The organism is Hymenobacter defluvii (assembly GCF_017589435.1).
Lineage (GTDB): Bacteria > Bacteroidota > Bacteroidia > Cytophagales > Hymenobacteraceae > Hymenobacter > Hymenobacter profundi.
In genome coordinates this window covers 56,119-79,449 of sequence record NZ_JAGETX010000002.1, presented here as the reverse complement: position 1 = coordinate 79,449, position 23,331 = coordinate 56,119, and the positions used below count along the sequence as shown (strand labels likewise).

Annotated in this window: 18 protein-coding genes; 12 read left to right on the top strand and 6 right to left on the bottom strand. The window is 54.5% G+C overall.

What is annotated here, in order from left to right; translation table 11 throughout:
• Nucleotides 1–89 precede the first annotated feature (89 nt).
• Nucleotides 90–2,549, top strand: a complete 2,460-nt coding sequence (locus J4D97_RS04500) for a S9 family peptidase (protein ID WP_208306553.1) — start codon at nt 90–92, stop codon at nt 2,547–2,549.
• A gap of 80 nt (nt 2,550–2,629) precedes the next feature.
• On the opposite strand, the gene J4D97_RS04495 is transcribed toward J4D97_RS04500, so the two are convergent.
• On the bottom strand, nt 2,630–3,460 hold the full coding sequence (locus tag J4D97_RS04495) for a phosphatase PAP2 family protein (protein WP_208306552.1): 831 nt from the start codon (nt 3,458–3,460) through the stop codon (nt 2,630–2,632).
• A gap of 192 nt (nt 3,461–3,652) precedes the next feature.
• Here J4D97_RS04495 and metK point away from each other — a divergent pair, with 192 nt between their 5' ends.
• On the top strand, nt 3,653–4,906 hold the full coding sequence (gene metK / locus J4D97_RS04490) for a methionine adenosyltransferase (RefSeq protein WP_208306551.1): 1,254 nt from the start codon (nt 3,653–3,655) through the stop codon (nt 4,904–4,906).
• Nucleotides 4,907–4,988: 82 nt separating this feature from the next.
• Here the strand turns inward: metK and hpf are convergent, their stop codons facing one another.
• The 4 genes from hpf to J4D97_RS04470 form a co-directional block, all read right to left on the bottom strand.
• Entirely contained in the window at nt 4,989–5,288 is a 300-nt protein-coding gene (hpf, locus tag J4D97_RS04485) for a ribosome hibernation-promoting factor, HPF/YfiA family (protein WP_185281437.1), read from the bottom strand.
• A 31-nt stretch (nt 5,289–5,319) separates the two neighbouring features.
• Nucleotides 5,320–6,207, bottom strand: coding sequence for a tyrosine-type recombinase/integrase (locus tag J4D97_RS04480; RefSeq protein ID WP_208306550.1), 888 nt, complete (start codon nt 6,205–6,207; stop codon nt 5,320–5,322).
• A 133-nt stretch (nt 6,208–6,340) separates the two neighbouring features.
• The gene (gene rpsU, locus J4D97_RS04475) at nt 6,341–6,535 is read right to left on the bottom strand and encodes a 30S ribosomal protein S21 (protein WP_185281435.1); all 195 of its coding nucleotides are present in this window, start codon (nt 6,533–6,535) and stop codon (nt 6,341–6,343) included.
• Nucleotides 6,536–6,709: 174 nt separating this feature from the next.
• Nucleotides 6,710–7,852 carry an acyl-CoA dehydrogenase family protein gene (locus J4D97_RS04470; protein ID WP_208306549.1) on the bottom strand — a complete coding sequence of 381 codons (1,143 nt, stop codon included), beginning with the start codon at nt 7,850–7,852 and terminating at the stop codon, nt 6,710–6,712.
• 223 nt (nt 7,853–8,075) lie between these two features.
• Between J4D97_RS04470 and J4D97_RS04465 the strand changes: the two genes are divergently transcribed.
• From J4D97_RS04465 to J4D97_RS04425, 9 genes are all read left to right on the top strand, one after another.
• Nucleotides 8,076–9,011, top strand: coding sequence for a polysaccharide biosynthesis/export family protein (locus J4D97_RS04465; RefSeq protein ID WP_208306548.1), 936 nt, complete (start codon nt 8,076–8,078; stop codon nt 9,009–9,011).
• 62 nt (nt 9,012–9,073) lie between these two features.
• Nucleotides 9,074–11,536 carry a GumC family protein gene (locus tag J4D97_RS04460; protein ID WP_208306547.1) on the top strand — a complete coding sequence of 821 codons (2,463 nt, stop codon included), beginning with the start codon at nt 9,074–9,076 and terminating at the stop codon, nt 11,534–11,536.
• Between the two features lie 13 nt (nt 11,537–11,549).
• The gene (locus J4D97_RS04455; protein ID WP_243900162.1) at nt 11,550–12,314 is read left to right on the top strand and encodes a tyrosine-protein phosphatase; all 765 of its coding nucleotides are present in this window, start codon (nt 11,550–11,552) and stop codon (nt 12,312–12,314) included.
• A gap of 73 nt (nt 12,315–12,387) precedes the next feature.
• The gene (locus tag J4D97_RS04450) at nt 12,388–13,404 is read left to right on the top strand and encodes an NAD-dependent epimerase/dehydratase family protein (protein ID WP_208306546.1); all 1,017 of its coding nucleotides are present in this window, start codon (nt 12,388–12,390) and stop codon (nt 13,402–13,404) included.
• Nucleotides 13,405–13,491: 87 nt separating this feature from the next.
• A complete protein-coding gene (locus tag J4D97_RS04445) occupies nt 13,492–14,889 on the top strand; it encodes a tetratricopeptide repeat protein (RefSeq protein ID WP_208306545.1) in 1,398 nt (465 codons plus the stop codon).
• A 188-nt stretch (nt 14,890–15,077) separates the two neighbouring features.
• The gene (locus tag J4D97_RS04440; RefSeq protein WP_185281430.1) at nt 15,078–15,908 is read left to right on the top strand and encodes a phosphosulfolactate synthase; all 831 of its coding nucleotides are present in this window, start codon (nt 15,078–15,080) and stop codon (nt 15,906–15,908) included.
• A 219-nt stretch (nt 15,909–16,127) separates the two neighbouring features.
• Nucleotides 16,128–17,495, top strand: coding sequence for a PQQ-dependent sugar dehydrogenase (locus J4D97_RS04435; RefSeq protein ID WP_208306544.1), 1,368 nt, complete (start codon nt 16,128–16,130; stop codon nt 17,493–17,495).
• 109 nt (nt 17,496–17,604) lie between these two features.
• Complete coding sequence (locus tag J4D97_RS04430; protein WP_185281428.1) at nt 17,605–18,255, top strand: DedA family protein; 651 nt, start codon at nt 17,605–17,607, stop codon at nt 18,253–18,255.
• A gap of 164 nt (nt 18,256–18,419) precedes the next feature.
• A complete protein-coding gene (locus J4D97_RS04425) occupies nt 18,420–19,160 on the top strand; it encodes a shikimate dehydrogenase family protein (protein WP_208306543.1) in 741 nt (246 codons plus the stop codon).
• A 205-nt stretch (nt 19,161–19,365) separates the two neighbouring features.
• Here J4D97_RS04425 and J4D97_RS04420 read toward each other — a convergent pair whose 3' ends face one another.
• On the bottom strand, nt 19,366–21,870 hold the full coding sequence (locus J4D97_RS04420; protein WP_208306542.1) for an outer membrane beta-barrel family protein: 2,505 nt from the start codon (nt 21,868–21,870) through the stop codon (nt 19,366–19,368).
• Between the two features lie 330 nt (nt 21,871–22,200).
• On the opposite strand from J4D97_RS04420, the gene J4D97_RS04415 reads away from it, so the two are divergent.
• Nucleotides 22,201–23,331 (top strand): sensor histidine kinase, encoded by a 1,131-nt coding sequence (locus J4D97_RS04415; protein ID WP_208306541.1) that lies wholly within the window; start codon nt 22,201–22,203, stop codon nt 23,329–23,331.

The following is a 23,331-nucleotide window of genomic DNA, read 5'->3' as shown; positions in this document are numbered from 1 at the left end:
GGCTGCTAATAGAGCCGTTGCAACGCTGGGCGGCGGTTGGCGTCCTTGGGTGGAACTGCGTAAGTTGCGGTTCATCCTTCCGCCTGTCTATGCGAAAACTCTCCGCTCTGCTTGCTTTTGCCAGCGTATTGCCACTGGCTGCTACTGCGCAAAGGCCTACCTCTTCCCTGGCTCCGCTGACCGTGGAGAAAATCATGCGCGACCCTACCCAGTGGCTGGGCACGTCGCCCAGCAACGTGTTTTGGAGTGAAGATGGCAAGCGCATCTATTTCAGTTGGAATCCCGATAAAAACCGCCAGGACTCACTGTATTACGTGACTCCCGGCGGCGGTTCTGCCCGGAAGGTAGGCTTCCGGGAACAGCAAGCCCTACCCGCCGGCAGCGGCACTTACGACGAGCGGTACACCCGTAAGGTGTATGAGAAGGATGGTGACATTTTTCTGCTAGACCTGAAATCGGGTAAAATCCTGCAGGTGACCAACACCGCCGAGCGCGAATCCAACCCCGATTTCGCCCTACAAGGGCAACTCGTCAGCTATGCCCGCGGCGGCAACCTGTTCACCTGGAACCCTACCACTGGCGAAACCACCCAGCGCACCGACTTCCGGAAGGGCGCCAAGCCCAAGAACAGCCTCACCGACCCCGAAGAGAAGTTTCTGAAGGCGCAGCAGCTGGCCTTGTTCGACATCATCCGGCAGCGCGACCAAGACGCCAAGGCCCGCGAGCGGGCACAGAAAGCACTCAACAAGCTTCGTCCCAAGCCCATTTATCTGGGCCAGCAGACGGTGCGCAACCTCCAGCTCTCCCCCGATGGCCGCTACGTGACCTATTCCCTGGCGCAAGAGCCTACCAGCGAGAAGGTGGCCGTGGTGCCGGCCTTCGTCACGGCCTCGGGCTTCACCGAGGACATTTCGACCCGCACCAAGGTAGGCGCCCCGCAAACCGCTTTGCAGCTGGGCATCTACGATATTGGTCGTGATACCACCTTTGTGCTGGGCTATAGGGAGTTGCAGGGCCTTGATGAGCAACCGGCCTACCGCAAAGAATATCAGCTGAAAGCCAAAGCGCCTACCCCCGCCGACTCAGCCAAAGCCGCTACGGCCGCTAAAAAGGAAAAGCCAGCCACCGAACTGCGCCGCGTGCAGCCCTACGGCCCCGTGTGGAGCCCAGATGGTAAGCACGCTTTCGTGGTCATCCGCTCGGCCGACAACAAGGACCGCTGGATTGTGGGCCTCGACCCCGCTACCCAGAAAATCAAGCTTCTCGACCGTCAGCACGACGACGCCTGGATCAACGGGCCTGGCATTGGCTACGGTACCGGCAACGTGGGCTGGCTGCCCGACAATCGGCGCATGTGGTTTCAGAGCGAAGCCACCGGCTACTCCCACCTTTACACGCTGGATGTCACCAACGGTCAGAAAAAGGCCCTCACCAGCGGCAAATTCGAAATTCTGAACGCCCAGCTCAGCCGCGATAAAAAGACGTGGTATCTCACGGCCAACAAGCCCGAGCCCGGCCAGCAGCAATTCTACCGCATGCCGGTGGAAGGCGGCACCATGACGCAGATTACCGATAAGGTAGGTGCCAACGACGTGACGCTCTCGCCCGACGAAAAAACGCTGGCCGTGCGCTACAGCTACTCCAACAAGCCCTGGGAACTGTATGTGATGGACAACAAGCCCGGCGCCAAGATGCGTCAGCTCACGCACTCCACTACCCCCGAGTTTGAAAGCTACCCCTGGCGCGAGCCGGAAATCGTGACCCTCAAGGCCCGCGACGGCGCCGACGTGTATGCCCGCCTCTACCGCCCCGCCAACCCCGCGGCGCAAGGCCCCGCCGTGATTTTTGTGCATGGCGCCGGCTACCTCCAGAACGCGCATAAGTGGTGGAGCAGCTACTTCCGCGAGTACATGTTCCATAACCTGTTGGTAGAAAAAGGCTACACGGTGCTGGATATGGACTACCGCGGCTCGGCAGGCTACGGCCGCGACGTACGCACCGGCATCTACCGCTACATGGGTGGCAAAGACCTCACCGACCACGTAGACGGCGCTAAAATGCTCACCGAAAAATATGGCGTTAGTCCCCAGCGCATTGGCATCTATGGTGGCAGCTACGGCGGCTTCATCACGCTCATGGCTATGTTCACCCAACCTGAGGTGTTCAAGGCTGGTGCCGCCCTGCGCTCCGTCACGGACTGGGCACACTACAACCACGGCTACACCGACAACATCCTCAACGAACCCTACAACGACAGCATCGCCTACGCTCGCTCGTCACCCATCTACTACGCCGATGGCCTGAAAGGTGCCCTACTGATGTGCCACGGTATGGTGGACACCAACGTGCACTTTCAGGACATTGTACGCCTCACGCAGCGGCTCATCGAGCTGCACAAGGAGAATTGGGAGCTGGCTGTCTACCCCGTCGAGAACCACGGCTTCGAGGAGCCCGCCTCCTGGACCGACGAGTATAAGCGGATTTTGAAGCTGTTTGAAACGAATCTGAAGCCGGCCGGGGTAGGGGGGAGCGGTGGTACTGGGCAGTAGGTTGTTCAGCCTACAAAACGGGATGGCCTTGCCCTTTTGATGAAGAAGCAAGGCCATTCCGTTTTGTCAATTTAGGACTATTACAGACGCTTCGTAATAGCCAAGCCGCTGTACCCATATCCATTAATATTAATTCCCTGTACTGGTGTCAGGGAAAGGCCCGTACGGTCAGCGGTTTTATGCAGTTGGGGTACCACAATGCCCGTAGCTGCACCTATCACATATCCTACAATATTATCAGAGAGGAAGTGCTTGCCAGCTTTGATGCGGGTATAGGCCGTAGCAGCTGGTACCAGGGCTGCCGCCGTCCACACAAACGGCTCGGCAGCCGAGCCGGGGTTGAAGTCGTGATAGACCTTAGCAGCGAAGAAAGTAGCCACCGCTGTGTTGGCCGTATGGCCAGCGTAGAACGAGTTGGTAGAAATATGGCTATTCCGGTCGCCGCTGCCTTCAGTACCATACAGAAAAGGCCGGTAGCGCGTGGTGGTTCCTATCGTCATCGTGAATATAGCGTTCTGCGCTGCCAGCGTTTGTAAGTACAGCCCCAATACTTGCCCATAGCGCCCACGTACGTCTGAATCTAACGCTAGCAAACCCGGGGCAATAAGTAGGGTAGGATATACAATAAAGTCCCCTACTGTTTGCGCAGTTTTGCTGTAATTGCCTGCTACAAAGCGGTCAAACTTAGGTACATCATTCTTGTTGAGCGCAGCTAGCTGCGTGTCGTTCAAACCGTCTTTCTGCGAAACCAAGTATAATCCTACCCCACTTAGCGCACCCAGGCCTGCTGTAATAGGTGCATCTACAGCAAAACGGGTTTTATAAGGTGAGGGTGCTTTTTGGGCACTTGCTGTTGGGGTAGTGGCAGCTGACAGTGAGCCAGCCAACATTAAAGTGTAGATGTACTTCATAGAAGAAAATTGAATGATAGACATACAACGCAGAATATACTGTGGAGGTTAAGACCTGCACTTTTTTCATTCTGAATGACACCATTCAACAACCACACATAAAACTCGTAGCTTTGCGGCCTTGCCTGGCCTTACTGCCGGTGCGAGGCAGGGGCTGCCGGCCCCTTGCGTACCTTATATGCTTCTACGCTGATGCCGTACTTGTTCACCTCCGAATCGGTTTCGGAAGGCCACCCCGATAAAATCGCCGACCAGATTTCGGACGCTATCCTCGACGAATTCCTGCGCCAGGATCCTACATCCAAAGTAGCCTGCGAAACCCTCGTCACCACCGACTATGTGCTGTTGGCCGGTGAAATTAAGTCGACCGCGCAGGTAGACGTAGAGCAGATTGCCCGCGACGTAATTCGCCGCATTGGCTACAACAATCCCGAGTATAAGTTCGACGGCAATACTTGCCAGGTGGAAAACCGCCTGCACGCGCAGTCGCCCGACATCAACCAGGGCGTAGAACGCCAGAACCCCGAAGACCAAGGCGCCGGCGACCAGGGCATGATGTTCGGCTATGCTACCCGCGAGACGGATAACTACATGCCCCTAGCTCTCGACCTCTCGCACCGCCTGCTGCGCGAGTTGGCCGCTATTCGTAAAGAAGGTAAGGAAATGACTTACCTGCGTCCCGATGCCAAGGCGCAAGTAACCATTCGCTACGCCGACGACAACACGCCCGAGGCCATCGAAACCATCGTGGTAAGCACCCAGCACGACGAGTTCGATGAGTCGGAGGAGAAGATGCTGGCGCAAATTGCCACCGACATCAAAACCATTCTGGTTCCGCGCGTAAAGGCCGGTTTGCACGCCGATGTGCAGCAACTCTTCACCGACCAGATCACCTACCACATCAACCCCACGGGCAAGTTCGTGATTGGTGGTCCTCACGGCGACTCCGGCCTCACGGGCCGCAAAATTATTGTAGATACCTACGGCGGCAAAGGCGCCCACGGCGGTGGCGCTTTCTCTGGCAAGGACTCCTCTAAGGTAGACCGCTCGGCTGCCTACGCGGCGCGCCACATTGCCAAAAACCTAGTAGCAGCGGGCGTAGCCGACCAAGTGCTGGTGCAGGTAGCCTACGCTATTGGCGTTGCCAAGCCGGTAGGTGTGTACGTAACGACTTACGGCACTACCAAAGCCACCAACGCCAGCGGCCAGCTACTCACCGATGGTGAAATCTCGGCCAAGGTGCAGGAGCTGTTTGATATGCGTCCGTATGCCATTGTGCAGCGCCTGGGCCTGCAAAACCCCATCTTCGGTGCTACCGCCGCGTATGGGCACATGGGCCGTCAGCCCGGTCAGGTATCGTTGAATGGCAATGGCCAAACTGCCGAGACCTTTACCTGGGAAAAGCTTGATTATGTGAATCAGATTAAAGCGGCTTTCGAGCTATAAGGCGGAATTGAACCTCATAAGAAGGCCCTACCTGCGACAAGCGGGTAGGGCCTTCTTTTATATATCGTGAAAGGCAGAGGCCTTAGTGCGACATGTGCTTTTCCTTATACTTTACGATTTGTCGACGTAAGCATTCGTACGCCGCGTCGGCTGCCGACTCGAAGGTAGGCGCTTCTTCCTGACAAAAGATAGTGGAGCCGGGGACCAACAATTTAACTTCCAGAGTTTTATTGCTAATGCCGTCCTTGTTGTTCAGCTTCAAAATAACTTCACCTTCCGTCACACGGTCGTAGAAGGTTTCCAGTTTGTCGAGGCGCTTCTGGATGAAGTCGAGCAAGGATTGGTCGGCAGTGAAGTGCACCGAATGCATCTGTACTTTCATCGGGTAAGGGGTTAAGGGTAAAAAAAATAGCTTAGGCTTTTGGATGAGCCTGCTCAAAAACCGCTTTCAGCTTGTCAATCGATAAGTGTGTGTACACTTGGGTAGCAGCCAGATTAGCATGCCCCAACAACTCCTTAATAGCGTTGAGGTCGGCCCCTTTGCCGAGCAGGTGCGTGGCAAACGAGTGCCGCAGCACGTGCGGATGCTGCTGCGACGACGCCGTGGTTATCTGGCTCAAATAGTGCTTCACGGTACGATAAACAAACTTTTCGTAGAGCGGGTCTCCCTTATCCGTAACGAGGAGCGCCCGCCGGACGTTGTCGGCCGTACCGAATTCCTGCTGCTTTTGCGCTAAGTACTTGTCCAACACGCCCAATAATGTGGGATTGAGCGGGACGATGCGCTGCTTGTTGCCCTTACCTGTCACGCGCACCGTGCGGCCAGGTAGGCTCACGTCATCGGGCCGGATGCCAATTAGCTCCGACAAACGGATGCCGGTGCCATAGAGTAACTCCAGCACTAACTGGTCGCGCACGCCGGCAAAAGTCTCCGGAAACTCAAAGGAATTCAACAGCCCGTTCAGTGAATCTTCGGGCACAAAGTCGGGCAGCTTCTTCGCTGCCTTCGGCGACTTAATGCGCAACATGGGGTTGCGCGTGGCAGAGCCCGTTTGGAGCAGAAACTTGTAGTAGGAGCGTAGGCAAGCTATTTTCCGGTTCACGGTGCGCGGGTCCAGTTCCTGCTGCATCAGACTTACTACCCAGCCACGAATAAGTGTATGGTCGGCCTGAGCTGGTTCTGCCAGCTCATACTCAACTTGCAAATAATCAGCAAACTGCCGCAAATCGGTTTGATACGACAGCAAAGTGTGCGGACTGTAACGCTTCTCGAAGCGCAGGTATTCAAAAAACAATTCCATACAAAAGCACCAGCCGGGTAGGGGCTGGGTTACCAATGTATGGAATTCCACAGAAAAGTACGCACGCGAAAAACCGGCTGACTCGCTTCAAAAAGCAAATCAGCCGGTTTTGTCAACTCAAAGAGCGGTCAGACTAGTCGTTGCCTGTGCCGTAAGTGGCTTGCTTATAGATAGCCTTCTCTTTCTGCTTGCGGTTGGTTACCGACGGCTTCTGGAAGAACGTGCGACGACGCAGTTCTTTCAGCACACCCGTGCGCTCAAATTTCTTCTTGAAGCGCTTCAGCGCGCGGTCTACCGACTCATTCTCCTTGATTTGGACGATGATCATATGTTCAGTTAGCTTGAAAACTTCTGCTTTGGTAAAGGGCTGCAAAGATAACCATAGTTTCTGATGATTTCAAAGCGAGCATATTAGGTTTCAGGTGATAAAGCGTTTTTACAGACCCGCAAATCGCTTTCTCAAAACACGAGGAAGCGAAAATAACGTTAGCAGGGCCTATTTTTAGGTATTAAGCAGACTGCGGGCAATGACCAGTTTCTGAATTTCGGAAGTACCCTCACCAATGGTGCAAAGCTTGGCGTCGCGGTAATATTTCTCCGCAGGATAGTCTTTGGTGTAACCGTAGCCGCCAAAAATCTGCACCCCTTCGTTGGCTACGCGCACCGCTACTTCCGATGCGTAAAGCTTCGCCATCGCCGATTCGCGATTTACGTTCAGACCACGCTGCTTCATATCGGCGGCGCGATAGGTGAGCAATGAAGCAGCCTCAATTTCCGTGGCCATATCCGCCAACTTAAAAGAAATCCCCTGGAAGTTGCTGATGGGCTGATTGAATTGATGGCGTTCCTGCGAATAATTTAGTGCAGCTTCCATCGCGCCCTGCGCTATGCCTAGGCTCAGTGCCGCAATGCTAATGCGGCCGCCATCCAGCACCTTCAGCGACTGTATAAAGCCGTCTCCTACCTTACCAATCACGTTTTCCTGCGGTATGCGGCAGTCTATGAAAATCATTTCGGTGGTTTCGGAGGCGCGCATGCCTAGCTTATCTTCTTTGCGGCCACCTGCAAAGCCGGGTGTACCACGCTCCACAATAAATGCTGTCATGCCGTGTGAGTCGCCTACCTCACCGGTACGCGCAAGCACTACTGCCACATGGCCAGATTTGCCGTGGGTAATAAAGTTTTTGGCGCCATTGAGCACGTATTCATTGCCGTCTAGCACAGCGGTAGTACGCATGTTGCCAGCATCCGACCCGGTATTCGGTTCGGTTAGGCCCCAGGCACCAATCCACTCGCCGGAAGATAGTTTGGGAAGATATTTCTGCTTCTGCTCCTCAGAAGCATGTTGGAGAATATGGCCAGTGCAAAGCGAGTTATGCGCCGCCATAGAGAGGCCGATGCTACCATCAATTTTGGCCAACTCAACAATAGCCGTCACGTATTCTGGGTAGCCGAAGCCCGAACCGCCATACTGTTGCGGTACTAACACGCCCATTAGGCCTAATTCGCCTAGCTGATGGAACACGTCAATGGGAAATTCCTGGCTTTCATCCCAACGCATCATGTGCGGCTTGATATGGGTGGCGCCAAAATCACGCACCATCTGCGCAATCAGGGTCTGATTTTCAACTTCTTCTACTAGCATGGGTGGGGTGGGAAAGGGCTTTATACTAACAAACGTAAGTTATTAGTTATGTGTTGATATTAAAAATAAAGTAGACAAGTATCTGGTCAGGCACAAAGCTATAGTGGTGCGAATTTTGAAAGCGACGGCCAATTTGGTTACTTTGAAGGTTTCCAGATAGGCAAACCAGCGTTAAGGCGCTGTCAGTCTGTATCCTAGATCTGATCCGGCTTGTCCGGCCTGCATGCAACAACTACCCTTTCTTCGTCGCCTCTTGCGTTTCTGGCTGGTCTGCCTACCATTTTCGCTAGTAGTATTGCTTTCTTCCTGCACCACCTCACGTGTACGGCAGCAGAACACTATGTTCCGCCTCGATGGTACCATGGCTGATACATCTAAACTGCGTCGTGCTGTAAACCGTGCTGAGCGCAACTACGTCATTCAGCCTAACGACTACCTCGCTATCCGGGTGTATACTAACGAGGGAGAATCTATAATTGACCCAAACGGCGAACTATCGTTTGGCGCCCCTACCGGAGGTGGTAGTCGGCAGGCCGCAGGAGTTGGTCGGCAACAGGCTGGCGCTAGTCGCGGAGGTGGTGCCCAGAATGGCGGTGCCGAGTTTCTGGTGCAAAATGACGGTATCGTGCGTCTACCCATGGTAGGCGACGTGAAGCTGAGTGGTTATACCTTACTAGAAGCAGATAGTGTACTCAGAGGCAGATACAATGAGTTCTATCAGCAACCCTTTGTGACGACGCAGGTCAGCAACAACCGTATTATCGTTTTAGGGGCTGTAGGTGGTAGCAGTGGTCAGATCATTCCTTTGGCCAATGATAACATGAATCTAATTGAAGTCTTGGCATTAGCAGGAGGCATCGATGGTGGTGCTATTACGGGAGCAGGAACCGGGCGCATAGGTCGGGCAGATAATATTCGCCTGATTCGGGGTGATCTAAAGAACCCACGCGTGCAGGTCATCGACCTCACCTCCTTTACTGGCATGCGTAAAGCCAATCTGCAGGTGGAACCCAACGATATAATTTATGTTGAGCCTATACGACGACCATTTTTTGAAGCAGTAGGCGACATTGCTCCTTTGTTTAGTATTGTTAGTGGAATAGCAGGCCTAGCCACTACTATTATCTACCTGACAATCACGTTAAGGCGTGATAATTAACAAGCAATTATACTTATCACTGTCGTTAAACAGTACCATCAAATCAACAGCAAAGCGCCCCTATGGCTGCGAAAGAAGAAGTTGAATTAGAAGAGCTGATCCGCAACGCGGGTGGTGGCGAGGCCGAGTCGGAGGAAGATGAAGGCACTGGCTTAGATTTGACTACACTCCTTATGGTAGCGCGCAAGAGCCTGCCGTGGGTGATATTATTAATTGGCTTAGGTTTGACAGCCTCTTGGCTGTTTTTGCGTTATACGCCCTCTATCTACCGATCATCATCGGTCTTGAAAATAGATGAGAAGACGGAGGCGGGAGTGTTGGGCTTAGGTGGGGTTGGTGAAGGTATGGAGAAGAAGCAAAGCATGAACAACCTTTCAGGAGAGGTGGAACTGATCAAGTCTGATTTAATTTACCGCCGCCTGAAGGATTCACTAATGCTTGATGTAAATTATTATGCAGAAGGCACAGTACTCGAGCGCGAATTGTACCAGATTTCACCGTTCAAGGTCAGTTACACAGTGCAAGATGGTTCCCAGTTCAATACCCGTTTTGCTGTTGATTTCTTAGATGAACAGCGCTTCACACTTTCCTACGAAGTGCAGGGTAAAGAACAAGGGCAGGAGTACCAGGTTGGACAACCTATTGAAACGCCTGGCTTTATATTGACTGTTTCTAAGACTGATTTTTTTGGGTCAGAAACGATAGATGGTAACTATCATTTTGTAATTAATGATAACAGCGCCATTAATAATTATTTGAATGCCAATCTAAGTGTGGCAATTGAAAATCCAGACGCAAGTACTATTAACATTTCATTCACAGATAATACACCACTCAAAGCTCAGGACATCGTTAATAAAGTAGATACAGTTTACTTAATTGAAAAGGTATTAAAGAAGCAAGAACAAGCTGCTAGAACGCTTCAGTTTATTGATTCTGAATTAGATAAAAGCAAAGCTGGCTTAAATAAAGCTGAGGGAGATATTCAATCCTTTGCTGAACGCAATCAAGCTTTTGATGTAAAAGGTGAGCTAACTACTATTGCTTCTGCTATTGCTGATCAGGAAGTAGAACGCCAGAAGCTGCTAGAGAAGGTGAAGCTGCTTGCAGAACTGCGTAGTACAGTAGATAATGACCAGATAATAGGTAGAGGAGACGTAGATGTAGCGCAGGCTATTCCAGCGTTGGGAGATCTAGGCGATTCACAACTGCCGCAGCTCCTGCAACAGTTCAATGACCAGCAACTAGAGCTACAGCAGGTGTTGAAATCGTATAAATCTACTACCACTGCTGTGCAGTTGCGACAGGAAGCTATGGCTTTCACCAAAAAAACGGTACAAGACTTACTATTGCAAAACCAAACAGTATTGCAAAAACAGCTGGCGCTAATGAACCAACAACGCCAGCAGATGGAAGCCCGTTTACAAGCCCTACCCCAAAAATTTACAGAGCAGGAACGCCTACGCCGGCCATTCGAGCTATTGGAGCGAACAAACGGAATGCTGATGGACCGAAAAATGTCGTATGGCATTGCGATGGCCGGAACTACCCCCGACTTCCAAATTCTGTCCCCTGCTTCTGCTCCAAGTACCCCCATCTCACCCGTGCGTGCTATGGTGTACGCTATTGGTTTAGCAGGCGGTATTGTGTTGGGTATTGGGCTAATTGCGGTGCGCTACCTCATGCACAACACTGTAACCAATATTCGGGAATTGGAGCGGAATAGTGCAGCTACTGTATTAGGCGTAATCCCTACCTACGACCGCGAGAAAATGGCCGTGTCGAAGTTGGTGGTGGACAAGAATCCGAAGTCGGCTATTTCAGAGGCTATTCGCTCTATTCGGACCAATCTAGAGTTTATGGCGTCTTCCAAGAAGAAGCGTCTAATTTCGGTGACGTCTACAGTCAGTGGTGAGGGCAAAACCTTCGTGACGGTGAACTTGGCGGCTATTATTGCTTCTTCTGAGCAGCGGGTAGTAGTGCTGGATCTGGACATGCGCAAGCCCAAGGTGAATTTGGCGTTCGATGCCCCTAATGTGAAGGGTATCAGTACGATTCTTATTGAGCGGCATGCTTGGGAAGAATGCATTCAGCATACTTCTATTCCTACTCTCGACTTCATATCGGCTGGCCCTACGCCACCCAATCCATCGGAGTTGATTCTAAATCCGAAGTTTGATGAGCTGTTGGCTGAGTTATATCAGCACTACGATGTAGTGATGATTGACACGCCGCCGGTAGGGCTAGTAACGGATGGTATTCTAATTATGCGCAAAGCCGATGTACCGATCTACATCGTGCGGGCCAACTACTCGAAAAAAGCCTTCCTCAAAAACATCAACAAACTGATTCGTGCCAATGGCTTTACCAAGCTGACTACCATCCTGAACGATGCCAAAGCAAACGGCATGTATGGTTACGGCTACGGCTATGGCTATGGCTACGGCTATGGGCAAGGATATTATGAGGAGCCAACTGCACCACAGGGGCTGGTTGGACGTTTGCGGAAGCGTATGTCCTCCTAGCTTTTAACACGAAATGTCTTCTTTTCTGCAAAAAATATTTGGTAGCATGGCGCCGGCTACGGCTCCCGCGTCGTTGCAGGAACTGGTGGTAGACATGCATTCGCACTTGCTGCCAGGCATCGACGATGGGGCAGCCACGGTGGAGCATTCGGTGGAGTTGTTGCGGGAAATGCAGGAATTAGGCTACCGTAAGCTGATCATGACGCCCCATGTGATGGGGGATTTTTTTCGGAATACGCCTGCTACCATCAGGGCCGCGCTGACACAATTGCGAACAGCCGCTTCCGCAGCGGGTATTACGAATATAGAGTTGGAATGCGCCGCCGAATACTACCTAGATGAGTGGTTTGGGCGTAAGCTGGAAACGAACGAGGAACTGCTAACATTTGGTGGCGACCGGCACTATCTGCTTTTTGAAACATCTTATATCAACGAGCCTTTCAACTTAGCTGAAACCGTATTTAATCTGCGGGCAGCAGGTTACCAACCGGTGCTGGCGCATCCTGAGCGCTATACCTACCTCTACGGCCGGTTTGAGGAGTTGGAGCGTATTCGTGAGAGTGGCGTGCTATTGCAGGTTAATTTGAATTCGCTGGCGGGTTACTACTCATCAGGAGCACAGCGCGTAGCTGAAAAGCTCATTGATGCGGGTTTGGTAGATATGCTGGGGACAGATACCCACAATGTGAAGCACACAGCTACCCTACGCAATAAGGTGCTCACCACCAATTACCTGCGCAAAGCATTGGAATTGCCTCTGCTGAATAATACCCTGTAAGCGGCCGCGGACCCGCAATTTTTCCTACATTCGATTACGAACGGTCCGCCTTCTTTACGCTTACTTCTTTCCTATGATTTTCGTCACCGGTGGTAGCGGCCTGCTGGGCAGTTTCCTGATTGATGCGCTGGTGACGCGTGGGTACGCGGTGCGGGCTCTGTATAGGCAAGCTCCGCCAACCGGCTCAATTGCACAACAGGTGGAGTGGGTAGAGGGCGATATCCGGGACACGGATTTGCTGCAAGCCTCTTTGGCCGACGTTACGCATGTGTTTCACTGCGCGGGGCTGGTTTCCTACGCTCCTCAAGACGAAACGGCTCTACTACAAGTGAATGTAGAAGGAACAGCGGCTGTAGTAGATGCTTGTTTACAATATCCTAGCGTACGGCTGTGCCACGTGTCGTCGGTGGCGGCGCTGGGCGGAGCGGCTGCCACACCGGAAACACCCGCTGGCCCGCTGACGCTGGACGAAACCGCGAAGTGGGACCTGGGCGCCGAGCATCCGGCCTACGCTACGTCGAAGTACTTGGCGGAGCTGGAGGTATGGCGCGGTGTGGCCGAGGGGTTGAATGCCGTGATGGTAAACCCCTCCGTAATATTAGGACCGGCCGATTGGAACCGGAGCAGCACCCGCCTATTTCGGTACGCCTACCAGCAGCACGCTTTTTACACGGCCGGCAGCATCAATTTTGTAGATGTGCGCGATGTAGTGGCCATGATGCTGCATCTCGCCTTCGAGACCAGCCTGACGGACCAGCGCTACGTGCTGAACGCGGGTGCCATGCCCCTGCGCGAATTTCTGGCGGAAGCAGCGCAGTGTTTTCAGAAGAAGCCGCCTACCCTGCAAGTGCCAGAGTGGGCCGCCGAGGCAATTTGGCGACTGGAACACGTGCGCTCCGTGGTGACCGGGGCGCGGCCGCTCATCACCAAAGACACTGCCCGCGCTGGCCGCCGCGCCACTACTTATCAAGCCAAAAAAGTGCAGCAGGCCACGGGTATAGCCTTTCGACCGCTGGCCGAAACCATTGCTTGGTGCTGCGCGGGCCTGCAACAGAACTTGCCGGCATCCGGTGCGGTTGTTGTAACTTAGAAACAGTAACGCCACGCTGGTGGCCTACCCTCCCTTAGCCGGCAGAGTCTGCCTTTTTGACGGTCCTTTGCTTTTTGCAGTATGAGAATGAACGAGAATTTTGAGGAACGGGACGAAGTGCAGGCCACCGTACGCCGTTTTGAACAGATGGTGGCCAGCAATGAGTCCGTCTTTTTTGATCTGGCCGAGTTCGAAAGCATCATCGACCACTATACCAGTAACACCGAATACGCCAAGGCTTTACAGGCCTGCGAAGCCGCTATTGCGCAATATCCATTTAGCACAGAACTGTTGATTGACCGCGCGCAGGTGCTGGCCATGAAAGGCGAGTATGGCGAAGCTGCTACCCAAATTGAGGCCGTAGCCCTACTCGACCCCGACAACCCCGACGTGGCCGTAACGCGTGGCATTATCGCTACCCAGCGCGGCGACTTCTCAACGGCTGTAGAATTTTTTCTAGGCGCCGTGGAGCGTGCGCCCGACCGCGACGATATCTTTTTCAACCTGGGGCTGGCGTACCAGAGCTGGCAGAAATACAAGAGTGCCGCCAAGTACTACAAGCAGAGCCTGCGCCTGAACTCCGACAACGACGTGGCGGTGCAGGAGTTGCTGTACTGCCTGGAGGTGAGCGAACGGCTGGAAGCCAACCTGGAATTTTTTCGCCGCTTCACCGACGAAGACCCTTACTCCGCTATTGCCTGGTACAACCTGGGGCAGGCCTACTACCGCGTAGCCGACTACGAGAAAGCCGTTAGCGCGTTCGAATACGCCATTCTCATCGACAATAAATTCTACGATGCCCACGGCTACCTGGCCAGCACCTATGTGAGCCAGGAGAAATACCAGGCGGCTATCGAGGAGTTTACGTTGAGCTACGAGAAAGACCAGCCCACGGCCGAGGCACTGTGCAACATTGGAGAGTGCTACGAGAAGCTGGAAAACTGGGCCGAAGCTCGCCGCAACTACCAGCATTCCATCGACATTAACCCGGAGATGGATGAGGCATGGTTTGGTATTGGTATCATTTTGAACGCGCAGGAGCGGTGGATGGAAGCCATTCACTTCTTCCGCAAAGCCACGGCTTTGTACGATGAAAGCGTGGAGTATTGGTTGGCGCTGGCTGCGGCCGAATACCAGTTAGGCAACGTAGTATCGTCGGTGGAGGCGTATGACCGTGCTACCCAAGTAGCACCCGATAACAAAGAGGGCTGGCTGAATTGGAGCATCATCCTCTATGAACAGGGCAACTTTGATGGGGCCATCGACTTGATGCGCAATGCCGTGGAAGTGCAGCCCGCCGAAGCAGAACTGTACTACCGCCTGTGTGCCTATCTGCTGGCTGCCGGCCGCTACCGCGAGGCGTATGAGGTGCTGGAAAACGCCCTTACTCTGGATTTCAGCAAGCACCGGCTGCTGTTCGACTACTTCCCGGAGCTAGAGTCGCAGCGTGCCCTGGCCCGCCTGATTGACCAGTATCGAAAATAGGTAGGAGATTTTAGAGGGCTGGGTTGACGTTTAACAATTGTTCTTTTGAACGTCAACCCAGTCCTTCAGTCCCTACCTCCTCGGGTGCTCACTCTACTTATAAAATTCGGGCGTACTTTTACGCCCGTTCTTTTTTTCGGGGCTACCCTTATTATACCGGCCAAGCCCCCAAGACCCAAGACCCTCATATGAATTACCACCTCGATCAACTTCCCGAACGCACTGAGAAACCCCGCGAGCAAGGCTATACCATGGTTATGGACAAAGGCTTGAGCGTACGCGAAACGGAAGACTTTCTGGAAGTAGGCGCGCCGTACGCTGACATTGTGAAACTGGGCTGGGCCACATCCTTCGTGACGCCCAACCTGAAGCGCAAGCTGGCCGTGTACAAAGAAGCGGGCATTCCGGTGTATTTTGGTGGTACGTTGTTCGAGGCGTTCATCATTCGCAATCAGTTTGACGATTACCGTCGCCTGTTGGCAGAGTTCGATATGGAGTACGCCGAGGTATCGGATGGCTCGCTGGACATGCCCCACGACAAGAAGTGTGAGTACATCCGCACGCTGTCGAAGGAGGTGAAGGTGCTGTCGGAGGTAGGCTCCAAGGACGCGGAAAAGATTATTCCGCCCTACAAGTGGATTTCTCAGATGCAGACGGAGCTGGAAGCTGGTTCCATTAAAGTAATTGGCGAAGCTCGCGAGGCTGGCAACGTAGGCTTGTTCCGGAGCACCGGCGAGGTGCGCTCGGGCTTGGTAGAGGAAATTCTGACCAAAGTGCCAGTGGAGAAAATTCTGTGGGAAGCCCCGCAGAAGGCACAGCAGGTGTGGTTTATCAAGCTGCTGGGTGCCAACGTAAACCTGGGCAACATCGCTCCTAACGAAATCGTGAGTCTAGAAACCATCCGTCTGGGTCTGCGCGGCGACACGTTCACGCATTTCCTCGACATGGACAACGTGGATGAGATGTTCAAGCCAGCCAAGCCTACCGGCCGCCCTGGCACTTCCATGCCACGCGGGTAGTTCCTATCTAGCGACTCGCCTATTTAATAAAACGTCATTTCGCGTTGGTCGAGAAATCTCGCGTGCTGATGGTGGATAGTATCTTCCGTCAGCACGCGAGATTTCTCGACCAACGCGAAATGACGTTCTGTTTTCCTGCTTTACTATTCCTACCCTCCAAGGGTAAGAACATTGCATGTAGCTGATGCGTAAGGGAGTATCCATTGTGTACTACCCATCATGAAGCGTCAACATTTTTCTATATTCCTGACTTCCTTGCTGTTAGCAAGTGCGTGCAGCGGCCCTTCGAAAGAAGATAAACAGGAAGCGCAAGCTACTACCCCTACCGATACGGTAGCCACTGCCGTGCAGCCTCTGAAACTGCCAGCACCTTATAAAACGGAGTCGGTGACGCACCGCGTGAAGGTGATTGGCTGGCCGGCCGGCAAAACGCCGGTGGTACCTGCGGGCTTCACCATCAGCGAGTACGCGGGCAATTTCGACAGCCCGCGCTGGGCCTATGTGCTGCCCAACGGCGACGTGCTGGTAGCCGAGGCCAATACGGTGCCCAACAAAACCATCAAAAAGAAGGTAGCGGCCGCCCTGGACCTGGACCCCTCTAAATCGTTGCAGGCTACCAGCGCCAACCGCATTACGCTGCTGCGCGATACCAATCAAGACGGTAAGCCCGATGTGCGCGAGACGTTTCTAAGCGACCTGAATCAGCCGTTTGGGATGCTGGTGCTGGGCAATAATTTTTATGTAGCCAACACCGACGGCGTGTTGCGCTATGCCTACAAGCCAGGCCAAACCAAAATCACCGGGCAGGGTCAGAAGATTATGAGCCTACCCAAAGGGGGCTATAACAACCACTGGACGCGCAACCTGTTGGCCTCGCCTGATGGCTCCAAGATTTACGTGACGGTGGGTTCCGGCTCCAACGTGATGGAGCACGGCCCCGAAAATGAGGAGCGCCGCGCCAACATCTTGCAAATCAACCCCGACGGCTCAGGTGAAAAGATCTATGCCAGCGGCTTGCGCAACCCCGTGGGAATGGATTGGCAGCCTACCTCCGGCAAGCTCTGGACCGCCGTGAATGAGCGCGACGAGCTGGGCGACGAGTTGGTACCCGACTACCTAACCAGCGTGCAGGAAGGTGGTTTCTACGGCTGGCCCTACTCGTATTACGGTCAGAACGTGGACCCGCGCCGCAAGGACGAGCGGCCCGATCTGGTGAAAAAAGCCATTATGCCTGAGGTACCGCTTGGCCCGCATACGGCTTCGTTGGGACTGGCTTTTTACGATCAGCAGGCTTTTTCCTCGCGCTACCAGAATGGTGCGTTCATTGGGCAGCACGGTTCCTGGAACCGCTCTACCTTCTCGGGGTACAAGGTGGTGTTTGTGCCGTTTGAAGGCGGCCGCCCCACGGGTAAGTACGAAGATTTTGTGACGGGTTTCCTGGTAGGCAACGGCGATGAAGCGTACGGCCGCCCGGTGGGTGTGACGGTGATGCCCGACGGTTCGATGCTGGTAACCGACGATGCTGGCAACAAAGTATGGCGGGTGGCCGCTGCCTCGGCTGAGGCGCGGGGGATGGCCAAACTATAGAATTGGTTGTCAACGAAGCCGAGAATTCGACAGCAAAAGTCTGCCGGATTCTCGGCTTCATTCGGAATGACGGCTGCACGTGCTTTCTTTGTGATCTAAACCCCGCTTCATGGAAATTCTACACCAAGCGCTGGACTTCGTTCTGCACCTCGATAAGCACCTCACCGCCATCATTGCCGACTACGGCACATGGACCTACGCCATCCTATTCCTGATCATTTTCGTGGAAACGGGTGTAGTGGTGCTACCCTTCCTACCCGGCGACTCCCTGTTGTTCGCAGCTGGCTCGCTGGCCGCACTGGATGGTAGCCCCCTGAACGTGGCTGTATTGATGGTGCTGCTAATTGCCGCAGCCGTATTGGGCGACACACTCAACTACCACATTGGCGACTACTTAGGGCCGCGGGTGTTTACGGATAAATCCCGCTTTTTGAAACGGGAACACCTGCTGAAAACGCAGGACTTCTACGTGAAGCACGGCGCTAAGACTCTGATCCTGGCTCGCTTCATTCCTATCATTCGCACGTTTGCGCCTTTTGTGGCGGGCATGGGCACCATGAGCTACGCTCGGTTTTTGGCATACAATGTCATTGGTGGTATTCTGTGGGTGATTTTGCTGGTAGGTACCGGCTATCTGTTTGGGCAAGTGCCTATTGTGCAGAAAAACTTCTCGCTGGTAGTGGTAGCCATCATCGTGCTGTCCATCCTGCCGGCAGTATTCGAGTTCTTCCGGTCACGCGGCCAGAAATCAGCCGTGTAGTTAAGGGGCTGGTTGCAAATAAGAAAATACGGCTGTCCTCCTGCGCGTGCGAAGGACCTTATCACGGTAGAACGACCATCGTAACAACGACTCGTTCAACCGGCAGAAGGCCCTTCGCATGCGCAGGAGGACAGCCGTATTTCACTGACAACTCACAACGCACAATGAAGGAGTTTGGACTGATTGGCCGCACGCTGAAACACTCGTTTTCGCAGACCTACTTCACCCAAAAGTTTCAGGACTTGGGCCTCGAAGACTATCGGTATGAGTTGTTCGAGCTACCCGAGGCCGCCGATCTGGCGCAGCTGCTGGCGGCGCGCCCGAACCTGGCCGGCCTCAACGTTACGATTCCGTACAAGGAACAGATCTGGCCTTACCTTGACGAGCTGGCTTCTTCAGCTGCTAGGGTAGGGGCCGTGAATGTGGTGGAGTTTACAGCCGATGGTCGCCGTGTGGGCCACAATACCGACGTTATAGGCTTCCAAGAGTCGCTGCGGCGCTTCTACCCCCGCCGCGATGCGCCCGATCGCGCCCTGGTGTTGGGCACCGGCGGCGCCTCCAAAGCGGTGGAGGTAGCCCTGCGCGACCTGGGCATCGGCTACTGGCTGGTGTCGCGCAATCCCTTGGCGAACGGCCTCACCTACGATGACCTCACGCCCGAACTGGTAGCAGCGCATCCGCTCATCATCAATGCTACGCCCTTGGGCACTTTTCCCAACGTAGACGACTGCCCGCCGCTACCCTACCACGCCCTTACCTCCCAGCACTACCTCTTCGACCTCATCTACAACCCCGCGGAAACCAAGTTCATGCAGCACGGCCTCGCCGCCGGCGCCCACGTCCTCAACGGCTTCGAAATGCTCTGCCTGCAAGCAGAAGCTGCATGGGAGATTTGGAACGGGTGAGTAGCGAAGTTGTGAGTTTTTGAAGTTGCGAAATGGTGGATTGAAAAACGTGTGTCATCCTGAGCGGAGCGAAGGACCTTATGCCAGTTGAACGAGTCGTTGTTACGTTTGTCGTTCTGACGTGAGAATGTCCTTCGCTCCGCTCAGGATGACACACGTTTTTCAATCTACCATTTCGCAACTTCAAAAACTCACAACCTCACCATTACCCTCCCTGCTGGCCGCTGCTGCCGCTTTTGCTGTCGTTGTTTTGGATGCTGCGACGGCGGCGTTGGGGGGCGCTGTTGTCTACCTTGCCGAAGCGGTAGCTGAACGACAGCCGCACGCTGCGCTGGTAGCTGAAGAAGTTGCTGCGGCTGACGAAGCTGGGGGTGGTGGTGGTATTGCGGAAGTTGATGCCGCTTTGCAGGAACGTATTGGCGTTCAGGGTCAGGTCGGCTTTGTCGTTGAGGAAGGTGCGCTTTAGACCCAGCGAATAATAGTAGTAGCCCGAGTTGCGCGACTGAAGTTGCACCCAGCCGGCGTAGTAACCGGCGTAGAACTGCGCCGTGTACTTCTCCTTGAACTTGTACGAAGAGTTGGCGCTGACATTATAGAGAAAACGGCTGCTAGTGCGGTTCAAGGCCACGCTTTTCAGATGCACGTAATTCAAATCCACGTTGCCACCTATCTGTAGACCTTTCACAGGCCGCACCGAGGCATAGAGGTTGGAGCCGATGGTGCTGCTGTTGGCAATGTTCTGGAAGGTAGATTCGCTACGAGCAAGGGTATCGTTGTACGTCAGCACCGACTCGATGGAGTTGTTGGTGCGCCGCCCGTAGAGCGAGAGCGTAAGCGACGACTTCTCTGAATACGTGTTGTAGGAAACATCCAGGTTCTGGGTCAGCTCGGGGCGCAGTTCGGGGTTGCCGTAGGAAATGTTGCGCGGGTCGGTCTGGTTGACGTAGGGATTCAGGAAGTAAATCTGGGGGCGCTGGATGCGGCGGGCATACGTGAGGCCCAGCGTCTGCCCATCCTTTTTCAGGTTGCGGGTGGCGCTTAGGGTAGGCAGCACATTCAGGTAGTCGTTGCGAAACCGACCATTCTCACCCACAAACTCGCCTTTTATATCCGTGTACTCAGCCCGCGTGCCCAGCGTAAAGCTGTACTTTTTGCCCAAGCTAAAGCCCAGGCTACCATACGCCGCCAGTACGTTCTGGCGGTAGTCAAAAGCATTGGAACGAAGGTCATTTCGGGCGAAATCCGTCTGCTGGCCCGTGCGCAGCGTATCCAAGTCGTAGTCGCTATTCACCTGGCGCAGAATAGCTTTGGCACCGGTTTCTAGCGTGGTCTTGCCCTTGAAGGGGTGCACGTAGTCGGTCTGGATGGTGGTTTCGCGGTTCAGGGCCAAGTTTTCACTTCGCTCCTGGTATTCCAGCGGGTTGCCGTTTTCCACTAATTCGGGAGCACGAAACTGATCCAGCGTATAGTTCTGGCGCGAGCGGCTCACGGAGTGCTGCCCCAGCACGCTCCACTCGCGGCGGGGCTGGTCCTTGAACGTGCGCGTGTAGCCGGCACTCACATCGTAGTTGCGCGAGGGCGTGCGCTGCCGGATATCGCGTGTGTATAGCGTGTCTAGGCTGTTGTATTGTTCCAACTGAGGCAGCACTCGGTACTCATTGAACAGGTCTTGGTCGTTGACGGAGTGATAGGCGTTGCCGGTGAAGTCCAGCGTGAAGCCGCTCTGCTCGGTGGGGTCGAAGGTGAGTCCTACCTTGCCAAAGCCTCCACCGCCGCGCGACTTGTTTTCCGTATTCTGGGTGAGTTGGCCAATGGCCCCATCCAGGTAGTCGGTGCGGGAGCTATTGCTGCGGCCGGGGTATTGGTTGTAAAAACCGCTGAGGCTGCTGGTGAAGCCTACCTTGCCACGGCGGGCATTCAGGGCACCGTTCAGGTTCTGGTTGCGGTTGCCTACTGCGACACCCACGCGCCCGTTCACGCCCTGCAACGAGTTCTTCTTCAATACAATATTTACCACCCCGCCTGTGCCCTCGGCATCGTACTTGGCCGATGGGGTAGTGAGCACCTCCACGGCTTTGATCTGGTCGGCCGGAATCTGCTTGAGCGCTTCGGCCAAGTTGCCAGCCAGGATGGCCGAGGGCTTGTTGTTGATAAGCACGCGCAGGTTGCTGGAACCGCGTAGCTGCACGTTGCCGTCGGCGTCCACGTTCAGCAGGGGCGTTTTGCGTAGTACATCGGAGGCGGTGCCGCCGGTGTTGGTAGCGTCGGCCTCGGCATTGTATACAATGCGGTCGGGACGGGCTTCTACGAGCGGCTTTTCGCCTACCACCGTTACCTCGCCTAATTTCTGCGAGGTGGCCGCCAGCGTTAGTTGGCCCATGTCCTTGGCGGTGGCACCTAGCGTCACGGTTTCGGTGCGGCTGGTGTAGCCCACAAAGCTGACCACCAGCCGGTAGGTGCCAGCCGGAGCCGTCAGCACAAAGCTGCCTTTCTCGTCGCAGGCCGCGCCGGCTACGGGTTTATCGCCGGTAGGGGGTAGGAGGGCCACCGTGGCAAACGGCACGGGCTGCTTATTCGCCTCGTCGAGCACGGTGCCTGTGAGGCGAGTAGAGGTGCTCTGGGCCGTAGATGTCGGCGCCGATTGGGCCTGTACGGTATGGCCGTAGCCAAGTGCGCTGGCAAGCAGCAAATAGGTAATGTAATGCTTCATACAACTATAAAAAGGAAGGCGATAAAGAGCACGATAAGGAGCAACCGGGCCAAGGATTCAGAAAGGATAAACAAGGTTGCACCGGCTAGCCAACGCCAAACATAGATCAATTGTGATATAGACGATGTTAAATTTCTATAAACTCCTTACGCGGGCTTATCAAAGTGCTAATTGCTTCAACAAAAGGCCGTAAAGTCCTACTAATTAGGCCTGTTAATTTCGTTGAAGAAAGCAAGCCGTCTGGTACGGCGTGGGCTTGGTTCGTTGAAAACTAACCGGACATAAAGTGCTAGTTTGTTATTTGTGACGGCCTACCCCTGCACTTCTCTTATGTCTCTTTCGCTTTCTACTACTGCGGCCGTGCACCAGCGGCTGCGGCCCTGGCTGCCCGCGTGGCTGCCGCTTCGGCCGTGGCCCCATGTGGTGTGGCTGGCGCTGCTGCTGTTCACCGATTTTCAGCTGTGGTACGGCCAATTTGGCCTGTACTACCAGGAAACTGAAACCGGCTGGCATTTTCTGCTGAAAGCGCTGTGGGTGGATGTGGTGGATTGCGCGCTGTTTTACTTTAACTGGATCGTATTGTCGCGCCTGCTCCCGGCGCGGCGGCTGGTGCTGTATGCCGGCGCGGTGGTAGGGGGCGTGCTGGTGTTTGCCGCGTTGCGCATCGGCCTCAGCGTATTCTATGCTGAGGGGGTGCAGCAGTTCAAGCTTGCTGAACACGTGCGAATGCTCAGCAACTACCATTTGGGGCTAGGGCTACTGATTATAATTCTCAGCGGCAGCCTGCGCCTGGCCGTCGACTACCTAGAGGAGCGCGACAACCGCCGCGAGTTGCAGGCCCAACATCTGGTCACGGAGTTGTCGTTGCTGAAAGCGCAGGTAAATCCGCATTTCCTGTTCAATACCCTCAACAACATCTACGCCCTCACACTGCAACACTCGCCCCGCGCTCCTGAGGCCGTCTTGCGTCTGTCTGAAATCATGCGCTACGTGCTCTACGAAAGCGGTGCTGATACCGTACCGCTGGCGCGGGAACTGACGCACCTGCACGGCTTCCTGGAATTGCAGCGCCTGCGTCTGCCCAGTCACGCCGCCGCTACCGTGCAGTTCTGCACCACCCTAGTGCCCGGTGCCGACTACGTGTTTCCAATAGCACCCATGCTGCTGTTGCCGCTAGTCGAGAATGCCTTCAAGCACGGCCACTTGCTGGCGCCGGCACCTGCTATCCGGCTAGATCTGGAAGTAGATGCGGCCGGCGCGTTGTGTTTTACGGTGCGCAATGCAGTGGCCGCGTCGCCAGCAGCTCCGCTGGAAGCGCCCGGTGGGGTAGGGCTACCCAACCTGCGGCGGCGGTTGGCGCTACTGTATCCGCAGCGCCACGCGTTAACCATCAGCACCACGGAGCAAGCGTATTGTGCTACCCTCACGGTGCAGCTACGCCCCACGGCCGTTATCTTATAA

Coding starts and splice junctions, on each gene's coding strand:
- J4D97_RS04500 (WP_208306553.1), top strand. CDS start 90: ATGCGAAAACTCTCCGCTCTGCTTGCTTTTGCCAGCGTATTGCCACTG.
- J4D97_RS04495 (WP_208306552.1), bottom strand. CDS start 3,460: ATGAAGTACATCTACACTTTAATGTTGGCTGGCTCACTGTCAGCTGCC.
- metK (WP_208306551.1), top strand. CDS start 3,653: ATGCCGTACTTGTTCACCTCCGAATCGGTTTCGGAAGGCCACCCCGAT.
- hpf (WP_185281437.1), bottom strand. CDS start 5,288: ATGAAAGTACAGATGCATTCGGTGCACTTCACTGCCGACCAATCCTTG.
- J4D97_RS04480 (WP_208306550.1), bottom strand. CDS start 6,207: ATGGAATTGTTTTTTGAATACCTGCGCTTCGAGAAGCGTTACAGTCCG.
- rpsU (WP_185281435.1), bottom strand. CDS start 6,535: ATGATCATCGTCCAAATCAAGGAGAATGAGTCGGTAGACCGCGCGCTG.
- J4D97_RS04470 (WP_208306549.1), bottom strand. CDS start 7,852: ATGCTAGTAGAAGAAGTTGAAAATCAGACCCTGATTGCGCAGATGGTG.
- J4D97_RS04465 (WP_208306548.1), top strand. CDS start 8,076: ATGCAACAACTACCCTTTCTTCGTCGCCTCTTGCGTTTCTGGCTGGTC.
- J4D97_RS04460 (WP_208306547.1), top strand. CDS start 9,074: ATGGCTGCGAAAGAAGAAGTTGAATTAGAAGAGCTGATCCGCAACGCG.
- J4D97_RS04455 (WP_243900162.1), top strand. CDS start 11,550: ATGTCTTCTTTTCTGCAAAAAATATTTGGTAGCATGGCGCCGGCTACG.
- J4D97_RS04450 (WP_208306546.1), top strand. CDS start 12,388: ATGATTTTCGTCACCGGTGGTAGCGGCCTGCTGGGCAGTTTCCTGATT.
- J4D97_RS04445 (WP_208306545.1), top strand. CDS start 13,492: ATGAACGAGAATTTTGAGGAACGGGACGAAGTGCAGGCCACCGTACGC.
- J4D97_RS04440 (WP_185281430.1), top strand. CDS start 15,078: ATGAATTACCACCTCGATCAACTTCCCGAACGCACTGAGAAACCCCGC.
- J4D97_RS04435 (WP_208306544.1), top strand. CDS start 16,128: ATGAAGCGTCAACATTTTTCTATATTCCTGACTTCCTTGCTGTTAGCA.
- J4D97_RS04430 (WP_185281428.1), top strand. CDS start 17,605: ATGGAAATTCTACACCAAGCGCTGGACTTCGTTCTGCACCTCGATAAG.
- J4D97_RS04425 (WP_208306543.1), top strand. CDS start 18,420: ATGAAGGAGTTTGGACTGATTGGCCGCACGCTGAAACACTCGTTTTCG.
- J4D97_RS04420 (WP_208306542.1), bottom strand. CDS start 21,870: ATGAAGCATTACATTACCTATTTGCTGCTTGCCAGCGCACTTGGCTAC.
- J4D97_RS04415 (WP_208306541.1), top strand. CDS start 22,201: ATGTCTCTTTCGCTTTCTACTACTGCGGCCGTGCACCAGCGGCTGCGG.